This is a genomic window from Cellulomonas iranensis NBRC 101100 = JCM 18110, assembly GCF_001552375.1.
GTDB classification, from domain to species: Bacteria; Actinomycetota; Actinomycetes; order Actinomycetales; family Cellulomonadaceae; genus Cellulomonas; species Cellulomonas iranensis.
Map to the genome: position 1 here is coordinate 1 of NZ_BCRB01000100.1, position 11702 is coordinate 11702.

The following is an 11702-nucleotide window of genomic DNA, read 5'->3' on the forward strand; positions in this document are numbered from 1 at the left end:
AGGCGGGCCCACCCGCCACGACGACGAGGGGCGGACCACCCGCGGGTGGTCCGCCCCTCGTGCGTGCGGGACCCGGCGCGCGGGGCGCCGGCGCGACGCCTACTGTCGCGTGAGCGTGAACGCGGTGCCGGTGCCCGAGGGCTCGACGTCCAGCTGCTGGTCGGTGAGCGACTGCGACGTGCGCTGGTCGACGTAGACGCGCGCGGCGCCCTGCGCCACCACGTCGTCGCCCGGTGCGGGCTCGGCGACGAGCGCGAGCTCGAAGCCGCCCGAGTCCTGCTCGGCGATGCGCAGTCCGCCCTCCTCGGGCAGTCCGGCGCGGGTCGTGAGGGTCTCGACGGCGGTCTGGGCGTTCTCGGTCAGGGTGAGCACGTGGCGCTCCTCTCCGGTGGCCTGGGTGACGTCGGCCGGGCCACCACGCCCCGCCCGCCACGGCACGGGGGGAGGTGCCGGGGGCGGGACGACGAGCCCCGGTCCGACGCCGTCGGACGTCCTCCACCGTGACCCGACGCGGTGCGGGGACGCAAACGCTGGTCCGCGTCGCGAGACCGGACCGGACACACCGGGCACGCGTGCTGCGGCGCCGCGGCGGACCCCCTACGCTGCGCGGTCACGGCCCCGACGCGCGCCCGTGCGCGACGGCCGTCAGCGCACGACGTCGACGACCAGCGCGCGGTGGTCCGACAGGCCCGTGTCGACCGACTCCCCCGCCGCGGCGGCACGCACGCCGGGGCCGCCGAGCACGTGGTCGAGCTGCCGCACGGGCACGTCGACCGGGAACGTCGCGGCCCGCACGAGCGGGCGCAGGCCCGTGAGCCGCGCGGGCTGGTCGCCCGCGAGGTTGAGGTCGCCCATCACCACGTGCGACCCGGGCAGGGCGCGCACCGTGCGCACGAGGTGCCGCAGCTGGCGCACGTTCCAGCCCGGGATGAACGTGAGGTGCGTGCCGACGACGGTGAGCGGCCGGCCGTCGTCGTCGAGCACGGCCGCGAGCGCGGTCCGCGGCTCGTCGCGCACGAGCGCGGGCCACCGCGCGCCCGGGAACCGCACGGGCGCGCGCCGGCGCAGCGTGGGCAGCGTGAGGACGTGCCACTCGAGCACGGGCACGCGCGAGAGCAGCGCGACGCCGTACGCGGCCGACGCGGGCTGCTCCTCGCCCGTGCCCGCGACCCACAGCCCGGGCTCGCCGTGCAGCGTCGCGGCGAACCGGTGGTGCGCCGCGCCCATCGCCTCGGCCGCGACGGCCGTGAGGTCGGCGCCGTGCGAGCGCGGCTGCGCGCGGTCGACCTCCTGCAGCGCGAGCACGTCGGCGTCGAGGTGCCGGACCGCCGCCGCGAACCGGTCGAGGTCGACACGGCCGTCGACGGGCGAGCGCCCGTGCAGGATGTTGAACGTCGCGAGCCGCACGCCGCGATTGTGGCCCGGGGCGTCGGCGCCCGCACGGCGGCCCCGGGGTCCGGCGGCGCGCCGGTCCGGCCGGCACGGTGCGGGTCCGGCCCGGGTCCGGTCGGCGCGGTGCGGTGCGCCCGCGCCTCGGCGCGCGCGCCGCACGGGCCCGGTGTAGACACCGTGCATGCCCTCCACCCCGACGCCCCTGCCCCTGACGGGCGCGGCCCCGCCGCCGCTGCCGGTGCCGACCGGCGCCGCCACGCCCGACGACCGCGCGGCCCTGCAGGACGGGCTGCGCCGCACGGCCGTCGCGCTGCTCGAGGCGCAGGTCCCGTTCGCGCTGGTCGGCGGGTACGCCGCGTGGGCGCGCGGCGCGCCCGAGCCGAGCCACGACGCGGACTTCGCGGTCGCCGAGCAGGACGTGGACGCCGCGCGCGCGGCGCTGACGGCCGCGGGCCTGGACGTGCAGGATCCGGCCGAGAACTGGCTGTTCAAGGCGTACCACCACGGGCAGCTCGTCGACGTGATCTTCCGCATGGTCGGCGAACCCGTGACGCACGAGGACCTCGCGCGGGCCGACGAGCTCGAGGTGCTCGCGGTGCGCATGCCGGTGCTGCCGGCGACGGACATCATCTCGGCGAAGATGCGCGTGCTCGGCGAGCACTACTGCGACTTCACGTGGCTGCTGCCGATGGCGCGTGCGCTGCGCGAGCAGATCGATTGGGAGCGGGTGCGCACCGAGGTCGAGGGCCAGCCGTACGCGCGGGCGTTCCTGTTCCTCGCCGACGAGCTCGGGCTGACCGGCCGCACCGGCGAGCGCCTCGCGGCGGGCCCCGGGCGGAGGGACCCCGGCTCGGAGGTCTGAGCCCGGACGCCTGAGCTCGGACGCCTGAGCTCGGAGGTCTGAGTTCGGAGGTCTGAGCGCGGACGCCTGCGCGCGCGTCAGGCGGGGCCGGCGGCGGTCTCGACCGTCGCGTCGACCGGCGTGCCGCCCGCGGCGCCGTCCGGCGCGTCGACGGCGCCCTCGAGCGCGTCCGCCGGCGCGTCCGCGATCCGCAGCGCCTCGACGAGCTCGCGGTAGAGCGCGTCGGACGCGAGCAGTTGCGCGTGCGTGCCGCTCGCGCGGACGCGGCCGTGCTCGAGCACGACGATCGTGTCGGCGTCGACGACCGTCGACAGCCGGTGCGCGACGGTGACGACCGCACCCGTGGTCGCGAGCGCGCGGATCGCGTCGTGCACCGCAGCCTCGGTGAGGCCGTCGACCTGCGCGGTGGCCTCGTCGAGCAGCATGACCTGCGGGCGGCACAGCAGCGCGCGGGCCAGCGCGATGCGCTGCCGCTGCCCGCCCGAGACCGACGTCTCCGACAGCCGCGTGTCGAGGCCGTCGGGCAGCGCGTCGAACGCGCCGTCGAGCCGCACGGCCGCGAGCGCGCGCGCCAGCTCGGCGTCGGTCGCGTCGGGGTTGCTGAACAGCAGGTTGTCGCGGATGGTGCCGGGCACGACCGGGGTCTCCTGCTCGACGTACGCGAACCGCGCGCGCACGTCGGCGTGGCTCCACGCCGCGTACGGGCGGCCGTCGAGCAGGAGCTGCCCGGCGGTGGGCTCGAGGAACCGCAGGAGCAGCGAGAACACGGTGGTCTTGCCCGCGCCGGACGGCCCGACCAGGGCCGTGTGCCCGCGGCGCGGCACGCGCAGCGAGAGCCCGTCCACGGCCGGCGGCAGGCCCGGGCCGTAGCGCGCGGTGACGTCGCGCAGCTCGACGACGGGCGTCGCGTCGTCGGCGGCGTCGCCCGGTCCCTCGCCCGACCGCGCGGGGTCGTCGACCCGGGCGGCCGCGCGCGTCGGCACGTCGGACGCGTCGGGCTCGACGTCCATCGTCGCGACCTCGTTGATGCGGGCCGCCGCGGCGACGCCCGACTGCAGCTGCGTCAGCGACTGCGTGAGCTCGCTGATGGGGCCGACGATGTTGAACGCGTACAGCAGGAACGCGACGAGGCTCGACACCGCGAGGTCGCCCTGCCCGACGCGCCACGCGCCGAACCCGAGCACCACGATGATGGCGAGCTGGATGCCGCCGCCCGAGACGGTCCACGCGAGCGCGGACGTCCGCACGGCGCGCACGGCGTGGTCGCGCGCGTCCCGCGCGGCCGCGAGCACCGCCGCGCCCTGCCGGGCCTCGGCCCGGCTGGACTTGACCGTGCGGACCGCGCGCAACGACCCCTCGAGCGTGCCGCCGAGGCGCCCGAGCGCCTCCTGGGACGCCTTCTCGGCCGCGCCGATCCCGGGCAGCAGCAGCGCCATGCACACGCCCACGACGACGATCGCGGCGACCGTGGTGCCGAGCAGCACGCGGTCGAGCACGCCCATGAGGACGAGCGTGCCGACGAGCGCGACCACGCCGTTGACGAGCCCGACGAGGCTCGACGACGTCGCCTCGCGCAGCAGCACCGTGTCGGACGTGACGCGCGTGACGAGCTCGCCGGCAGGGCGGCCGGTGATCGCCTGCACCGTCGCGCGCAGGTACCGGCGCACGAGCGACTCGCGCGCGTCGAGCACGATGCGCTCGGCGAGCGCGCCCATGACGACGGCCTGCACGTACCCGATCGCGGCACCGACGACGCACAGCACGAGCAGCCACGCGACCGGCCGCGCGAGCGACTGCCCCGTGCCGAGGGTGTCGAGCACCCACTTGGTGACCATGGGCGTCGCGAGGCCCAGACCGGTGGCCGCCAGGCCCAGCAGCAGGCCGAGGCCGAGCGTCCCGCGGTGCGGGCGCACCAGCGCGAGCAGGACGCGGAACCGCTCGCGCGTGCCCCCGCCCGTGGGCGTCTGGACCGGAGGGGCGGGTGCGGCGGCCATGCGTCCAGTCCAGCAGCGGGGTGCGGTGCGGTCGATCCGTCGCGCGACCGACATCGCGCCACGGGCTCCGTCCCGCGGACGAGATCCGCCCCCGACCTGCGGCGTCCCGCGGCCTCGGTGACGATGAGGGGCATGGCCGACATCACCACCCCCACCCTGACCATCCCCGGCGGCGCGATCCCCGTGCTCGGGTTCGGCACGTGGCAGGCGGAGGGCTCCGACGCGGAGCTCGCCGTCTCGGCCGCGCTGCAGCTCGGGTTCCGGCACGTCGACACCGCGACGGGCTACGGCAACGAGGCGCAGGTCGGGCGCGCGCTCGCGACCGTGGGCATCGACCGCGACGACGTCTTCGTCACCACCAAGCTGCCGCCGGACCACGCGGGCCGCGAGCGGCAGACGATCACCGAGTCGCTGGCCGCGCTCGGCACCGACCACGTCGACCTGTGGCTCATCCACTGGCCGCCGCACAAGCAGGCCAGCCCCGAGGTCTGGCAGGAGCTGCGCCGCGCGCGCGACGAGGGCCTGACCCGCTCGATCGGCGTCTCGAACTACTCGATCGCGCAGATCGACGAGCTCGTCGCGGCGACGGGCGAGGCGCCCGCGGTCAACCAGATCCCGTACTCGCCGGTCGACCACGACCCGGACCTCCTGGCGGCGCACCGCGAGCGCGGCGTCGTGGTGGAGGGGTACAGCCCGCTCAAGCGCACCGACCTCGACGCCGAGCCGATCGTCGCGGCGGCGCGCGCGCACGGTGTGACGCCCGCGCAGGTGGTGCTGCGCTGGCACGTCGAGCACGACGTGGTCGTGATCCCGAAGTCGGTGCGTCGCGAGCGCATCGAGGAGAACCTCGGCACGCTCGGGTTCTCGCTGACGGCCGACGAGGTCGCGGCGATCGACGCGCTGGGTCGCTGAGCGCAGGTCGCTGAGAGCGGGTCGCTGAGCGCGGGTCGCTGAGCGCTGCCTCGCTGCGCGCGGCGCCGGCACGCGGGCGACGGGGTCCGGGCGGCGACGCCCGGGCCCCGTCGTGCTGTCACGGCGCGGTTGCGCTGCTGCGGAGGCCGCGCTGCTGCAGCGGACGGGTTCGGGCGCGGAACGGGCCGCGTCCGGGGAGGTGGTCGCGCTCCCACCTCGCACGTGCTCGCCGTCGTCGCTCTGCGCGACCGACGAGCACGTCGGGCGTCCGGCCTACCGAGGGACCGGGCCCGTACTGCGGTCGGCGTCACGCCGTTGTGGCACCGGACGCAGGTCTACCGGAACCGGACACGTGACGTCAACCACACGTCCGGGGACGTTCCGCCCCGCGCGTGCCCCCGGCCTCGACCGGCCGGGGGCACGCGCGTCACGCGGGTCGGGTGCGCGTCACCAGCCGCCGGCGACGGCGCGGATCAGCTCGCCGTCGGGGGTGTCGCCCGACAGCTCCCAGAAGAAGGCGCCGCCCAGGCCCTTGCCGCGGGCCCACGTCATCTTGGACGCCATGGTCTGGGGGTGTCGTAGCTCCACCACTCGCTGCCGCACCTCGCGTACGCGGTGCCCCCGACCGTGCCGGTCGCCGGGCACCGCGTCTTGAGCACCTCGTAGTCCTCGATGCCCGGCTCGTACGTGCCGGGGGCCGCACCGGTCGCGGTGCCGCCGGGCGCCGACTGCGTCACGCCCGTCCACCCGCGCCCGTAGAACCCGACGCCCAGCAGGATCTTCCTGGCGGGGACGCCCTTGGCGATGAGCTTGTTCACGGCCGCCTCGGAGTTGAACCCCTGCTGCGGGATGCCCGGGTACGACGTCAGCGGCGAGTGCGGGGCCGTCGGGCCCTGCGGGGCGAACGCGCCGAAGTAGTCGTAGGTCATCGGCATGATCCAGTCGAGCTTGGTCGCCGCGGTCGCGTAGTCGGTCGCGTCGATCTTGCCGCCGTTCGAGCCGTCGGCCGTGATGGCCGCGGTGACCAGCGCCGACGAGCCGAACTTGCTGCGCAGCGCCGTGACGACCCGGTCGAACGCCTGCGGCCCTGACGCGTCGCACGTGAGGCCGCACGCGTTGGGGTACTCCCAGTCGACGTCGATGCCGTCGAAGACGTCCGCCCAGCGCGGGTCCTCGACGAGGTCGTAGCAGGACTGCGCGAACGCCTCGGGGTTCGCGGCGGCCTGCGTGAAGCCGCCCGACCACGTCCAGCCGCCGAACGACCAGATGACCTTGAGGTTCGGGTGCATGGCCTTGAGCTTGCGCAGCTGGTTGAACGACCCGCGCAGCGGCTGGTCCCACGTGTCGGCCTTGCCGTCGACGGACTGCTCCGCGGTGTAGGCCTTCTCGTAGTCGGCGTAGGAGTCGCCGATCGAGCAGCGGCCGCCGGTGGTGTTGCCGAACGCGTAGAGGATGTGGGTCAGCCGGTCGGCCGAGCCCGAGGTCTGGACGTCCTTGACGTGGTAGTTGCGGCCGTAGACGCCCCACTCGGCGAAGTAGCCGACGACCTTGGACCCGCCCGGGGGCGGCGTCGTCGGCGTGGGCGTGGGGCTGCTCGTGGGCGTCGGCGTGGGTGTCGCCGTGGGCGTCGGGGTCGACGTGGGCGTGGGCGTCGGGGTGGGCGTCGCGCCGCCGCCGGTGCACGAGCCGCCGTTGACGGTGCAGGACGTCGGCGCGCCCCAGGCGCCCGAGGCGACGTAGCCCCAGGTCTGCGACGCCCCTGGCGCGAGCGCACCGGCCCAGCTCTTCTTGCCCGCCCGGTAGGACTGTCCGTCGCGCGTGACGTCGGCGTCCCACGAGCTCGTGATCGCCCGGCCGTCCGGCAGGCGGAAGTCCACGGCCCACGTCGCGACGCTCGTGGTCCCCGTGTTGGTCACCGTCACGGCGACCTCGTGCCCGGTGGTCCACGAGTCGCGCGCCGTGAACGTCACGGTGACGCCGCTCGCGGCGTTGGCGACCGGTGCGGCCGCGAGGCCGGCGACGACGAGCGCGAGCGACGCCACGACCGCGCCGACCGCGCGCCGTCGGACGCCGCGCGACGCCGATTCCCGCCGACCTCGCGCTGCACCCGTGCAGCCCGGCTCCCCCTGATCCCCCGCCGATCTCCTTTGCGTCCTGCTCCGAGACATCTCAACTCCCGTCGGCGAATATGTAAGGACTGCGTACTAATCGGACGAGTACGACGCTAGCGGCGGGCGGATCGGGCGGTCAATGATGTGATGACTCCGCAACAGGTGCCAGGTGACTTGGTGGGAACGCGACCGCACGGGCTTCCGCGCAGGTCAGCGCCCCAGAATGTGCGAAGCGCCCTCGTCGAGCGGGTGGGGCTGGTGCACGAGTAGGTGACACCCACCTGTGGCGCCGTAGGCGTCGCTGGAAGGATGTACATCGTGCCCAGGCCCTATCCCAAGGAGTTCCGCGACGATGTCGTGGCGGTGGCTCGCCGCGGAGATGCTCCGATCAAGCAGGTCGCAGCCGACTTCGCCGATTGCCGAGTCGTGCCTGCGCAACTGATTGCGTGACGCCGACGTCGCCGACGGTCAGCGGCCCGGGATCAGCCGCACCGAGTCGACCGAACTGCGTGAAGCCCACCGCCGGATCCGGCTGCTCGAGCAGGAGAACGAGATCCTGCGCCGAGCGGCGGCGTACTTGTCCCAGGCACACCTGCCGGGAAGAGGCTCTACCCGCTCGTGAGCGAGCTCGCCGGCGACGGGATCCCCGTCACGGTGACGTGCCGGGTCCTCAAGCTCGCCCGAGCGCCCTACTACCGGTGGCTCGCCGCGCCGGTCGGTGCCCGCGAGCTCGACGAGGCGCACCTGGCCAACGTCCTGTTCGATGCTCACCGGGACGACCCGGAGTTCGGCTACCGGCTGCTGGCCGACGAGGCTGTCCGCGCCGGGCACCGGGCGTGCGACCGGCGGGTGTGGCGGATCTGCGCCGCCAACGGCTGGTGGTCGGCATTCGGGAAGCCACGGGCCAGGGGCGCCAAGAAGGCCGGCCCGCCAGCCCACGACGACCTCGTGCTGCGCCAGTTCCGGGCTGAGACGCCCAACCGGCTATGGCTGTGGGACATCACCGAGCACCCCACCGCGGAGGGCAAGGTCTACCTCTGCGCGATCAAGGACGTGTTCTCCAACCGGATCGTCGGCTACTCGATCAGCGACCGCATGACCTCCCAAATCGCGGTGAACGCGCTGGTCAGCGCAGTGCAGAGACGTCGGGCGGTCGCTGGGTGCGTGGTGCATTCGGACAGGGGCAGCCAGTTTCGAAGCCGGAAGGTGGCCCGCGTCCTGGCCCGCCACGACCTTGCCGGGTCGATGGGCCAGGTCGCCTCCGCGGGGGATAACGCCGCCATGGAGAGCTTCTTCTCGCTGCTGCAGAACAACGTCCTGAACCGGCAGCGATGGGCCACCCGCGATGAGCTGCGGCTCGCGATCATCACCTGGATCGAGCGGACCTACCACCGCCGCCGACGCCAGGCCCGACTCGGCCGGCTGACACCCATCGAGTTCGAGACCATCATGACCACTCAGGTCGCACTCGCCGCCTGAGACCGACTGTCACCTACTCGTGCACCAGCCCCGGTTGCGCAGAGTGTCGCTGCGCGGCGGCGGGCAGAAGCACGTCCCCCGCCCCCAGGATTCGAATCACTGCGTCGGCCGGCAGGCCAGAACTTGCCCGGCGGGCCGCAGCACGCACACGACGCCGGTGTTCCACGGCATGCGTACGACGCTGGCGCTCCACGGCGTCGATCGCGCCGCGCGCCCGGTCGGTCGGACTCTCCACACCCCCACAGTTGGGCTCCGCCCCTCGTGGCACCCCGACGCCAGCAGCTGCGTCATCGCATGCCGCTGCATCGCGTCGAAATAGGTCAACAACTCAGGCCAGCTCGCCTCGACATCGAACCTCGTGACCATGGCGCCACCCCCTTGGCCACTCAAGGCGACCCGGGACCGCCAGAAACGGACCGTGCAATGGTCCGGAGCGCTCAGGTTTCGGTGGTGAGATTCGGCGGATCAGCGTCCGCGTGGGGTCACCTGCGGAGCTGAGCGGCAAGTGGCACCCGGCCTCGATCTCCTTCACGCTGGGGTGCTGCAGGGGTCTCCTCCACGTGCACCTGCACGCGGAGGGCCTCGTGCAGCTGGGTCTTGGCCGCCTGGGCCGATGAGGTCGCGCGCCGACTCTCCATATTACATCGACTGAACTTTCCATGCACTGCTGAAATCAGGAGAGCCGGCACGCTTCACGCCAGCCGATTTGGCGTAATGGCCAATTGCGCTAGAATTTCCGCGCGCCCCTCCCTGCCTCTACCTTCTCAGGGAATAACTAAGAGGCCATGTCTCGCTTTTTTCGCTTCCGTGAGGAAAAGGCGAAGGCCATGGTCACAGAGGCAATCGCGAAAATCCCGACCGCGAACCAGGTGTAACCCGATCGCATGAGAGCAAACCCGACGAAGAAAATGCAGAACGAGAGAAGCGCGAATGGGAACGAGGGTCTGTTCAAGACTTTCTCCTTGCTTTTCCACCGAACTGGCAACCGGCGCCTCCCGCGAGCCTTCCCAAGAATGTCGAATCTGGCGCGGCTCCACCAATACTCGACGGCGTTGAATATCGCGATTGCGACGGACGGCTACTTCGGCACTGTGGAGCGACAGGCAATTGTGCTGCCGCGCGCGCCGTTGGCGGCCACGACGTCATACCAGTATAGCGTCCTGTTGTTGGAGCACACGCCGTTGCGGTTGATGTACGCCACGGCGACGCTGACAGCGACGCCCGCAATTGCGCACGCTGCCGCACCAACCGCTGGGATAGCGCAGATCGCTGCGGTGATACCTGCCGCAAGAAGCGCGTTGGACAACGTGTTCTGGTCGAACTGGTTGAACCCGACGTAGTAGCCGGCTCTCGTAAATCCAGAACTCAGTTGCGGCCTAATTCCGCCGTCTGACGGCTGGGAGGCCTCGACAGAATCCGGGTCCACCATGGTGAGGTCAAATCCTTCCACGAGATGGAAGGTGACGGTCCTCACGCCATTGACCGAACTGACCTCACGAGCGACATCAGTGCTCTCAAACTGAGAGAACGCCAGTTCATAATCGTAGTCGGAGACTCTTGGAGCTGGTGCCTGCGCGGGAACCTCGGTCACCGTCGAGGTCGCGACTGCGGGACCGCTTCCGGCTACGACGAGTACGAGCGCCGTAACTGCGGCCACCGCCATGCCAGTGAGTCGCATTATCTGCGGCATCGTGATCCTCTCTTGATTCTTGGGGAGACCCAGTCGGGGACGAGCAGAGTCTCACTCTGTTACGACTGCAGCAATCACTTCATTGACACATGGGTAGACCGCCTCCGGAGCTGACACCTCGCGCGCAGACGAACCCGAAGCTCGGTGCCAGGTGGGCATGGCACGACGAACCCTCGCCGCGACCAGGTCGTGGAGTGCGAGGCCGCGACCGGTGCTGAAACACCGTCAGCTGGGATCTGGTCGATCCCGGTCAGCTCGGTTCCGTCCGTGTCGGTCACCACCGCGGGTTCCGGCTGGGATTCCCCGTCCTCGACGTCGCCCACGCGATCGGAGCCGGGGCCAGTTCGGTCAGGGCTGGTCGTGGGCTGGGTAGGGCGCGGAACGGCGCGACGGCGCCGGCTGGATGAACCATGTACGAATCACGACCATCGACCCCCACGCCGCTCTCACCGCGCGTTGAGCACCGGAGGAAGCACCACGGACCTGCACCTGGACGCCATCAACCTCGCCCTGTATCGAACCGAACCGAACCGAATCACTGCTCAGCCGACACGAGGGTCCCGCCGGTGGTTCGTTCCGGGCGCACGTCGAACGATCCGCCTGGGTCGCTCACCCACGATCGTCTGCGGCTGACCGGACGTGGAGGCGTCACGGCCCACGCGTACGCCAGGGGACCGCTGCAGCAGGACGTTCGCGAGGCGGGTGCAGCAGACCAGCGTCCCCGCATTCATGCCATGACGAACGTCCGGGCCGCGTTCACGGTGTTCTCCTCGGTGCCCGTGCTCACCACCCCCGAGCTGGTGCGGAGGGCTCACGGGACCACGACCGTCATGCCCCCGGCACCGGGCAGCGCCAGGCCCGCGAGCGCGTCCGCCGCGTCGTCGAGCCCGACGGTCCGCCCCACGAGTGTCGACGGCGCGAGCCGGCCGTCGGCGATCGCCGCCAGCATCGCCGGGTACTCGTGCGCGGCCATGCCGTGCGAGCCGTGCACCGACAGCTCCCACGCGACCACGCGGTCCATGGGCAGCGCCGTCCACGCGTCGTCGCGCAGCAGCAGCCCGACCTGCACGTGACGGCCGCGACGGCGCAGCGCGAGCACGCCGGCCTGCGCGGTCGCGGGGCTGCCGAGCGCGTCGAGCGACGCGTGCGCGCCGCCCGCGGTCGCGTCGACGACGCGCGCGGCCAGGGCCGCCGGGTCGTCGTCGCCCGGGTCGAGCACGACGTGCGCCCCCGCGTCGCGGGCCGCGGCGCGCGCGGCGGGC

At 72.7% G+C, this 11702-nt stretch carries 9 protein-coding genes and 1 pseudogene; 3 read left to right on the forward strand and 7 right to left on the reverse strand.

Going from position 1 to position 11702, the window contains the following annotated elements; genetic code table 11:
* Positions 1–99: 99 nt before the first annotated feature.
* Both CS2_RS15945 and CS2_RS15950 read right to left on the reverse strand, forming a co-directional pair.
* Entirely contained in the window at positions 100–372 is a 273-nt protein-coding gene (locus CS2_RS15945) for an iron-sulfur cluster assembly accessory protein (protein ID WP_046529104.1), read from the reverse strand.
* A gap of 273 nt (positions 373–645) precedes the next feature.
* On the reverse strand, positions 646–1407 hold the full coding sequence (locus CS2_RS15950; protein ID WP_070320728.1) for an endonuclease/exonuclease/phosphatase family protein: 762 nt from the start codon (positions 1405–1407) through the stop codon (positions 646–648).
* Positions 1408–1573: 166 nt separating this feature from the next.
* Between CS2_RS15950 and CS2_RS15955 the strand changes: the two genes are divergently transcribed.
* Positions 1574–2254, forward strand: coding sequence for a nucleotidyltransferase family protein (locus CS2_RS15955; protein ID WP_082740297.1), 681 nt, complete (start codon positions 1574–1576; stop codon positions 2252–2254).
* Between the two features lie 77 nt (positions 2255–2331).
* On the opposite strand, the gene CS2_RS15960 is transcribed toward CS2_RS15955, so the two are convergent.
* Complete coding sequence (locus CS2_RS15960) at positions 2332–4248, reverse strand: ABC transporter ATP-binding protein (RefSeq protein ID WP_082740298.1); 1917 nt, start codon at positions 4246–4248, stop codon at positions 2332–2334.
* Positions 4249–4380: 132 nt separating this feature from the next.
* Between CS2_RS15960 and CS2_RS15965 the strand changes: the two genes are divergently transcribed.
* Positions 4381–5160, forward strand: coding sequence for an aldo/keto reductase (locus tag CS2_RS15965; RefSeq protein WP_070320724.1), 780 nt, complete (start codon positions 4381–4383; stop codon positions 5158–5160).
* Between the two features lie 548 nt (positions 5161–5708).
* Here the strand turns inward: CS2_RS15965 and CS2_RS15970 are convergent.
* Complete coding sequence (locus CS2_RS15970; protein WP_233421223.1) at positions 5709–7202, reverse strand: glycosyl hydrolase family 18 protein; 1494 nt, start codon at positions 7200–7202, stop codon at positions 5709–5711.
* Between the two features lie 387 nt (positions 7203–7589).
* Here CS2_RS15970 and CS2_RS15975 point away from each other — a divergent pair.
* Positions 7590–8750: pseudogene (locus CS2_RS15975) on the forward strand (IS3 family transposase).
* A gap of 96 nt (positions 8751–8846) precedes the next feature.
* Here the strand turns inward: CS2_RS15975 and CS2_RS15980 are convergent.
* The 3 genes from CS2_RS15980 to CS2_RS15990 form a co-directional block, all read right to left on the reverse strand.
* Complete coding sequence (locus CS2_RS15980) at positions 8847–9116, reverse strand: hypothetical protein (RefSeq protein ID WP_070320726.1); 270 nt, start codon at positions 9114–9116, stop codon at positions 8847–8849.
* 712 nt (positions 9117–9828) lie between these two features.
* Positions 9829–10440, reverse strand: coding sequence for a hypothetical protein (locus tag CS2_RS18885; protein WP_169798663.1), 612 nt, complete (start codon positions 10438–10440; stop codon positions 9829–9831).
* An 811-nt stretch (positions 10441–11251) separates the two neighbouring features.
* The coding region (locus tag CS2_RS15990; RefSeq protein WP_156442172.1) for a zinc-binding dehydrogenase at positions 11252–11702 on the reverse strand (451 nt) is incomplete at its 5' end.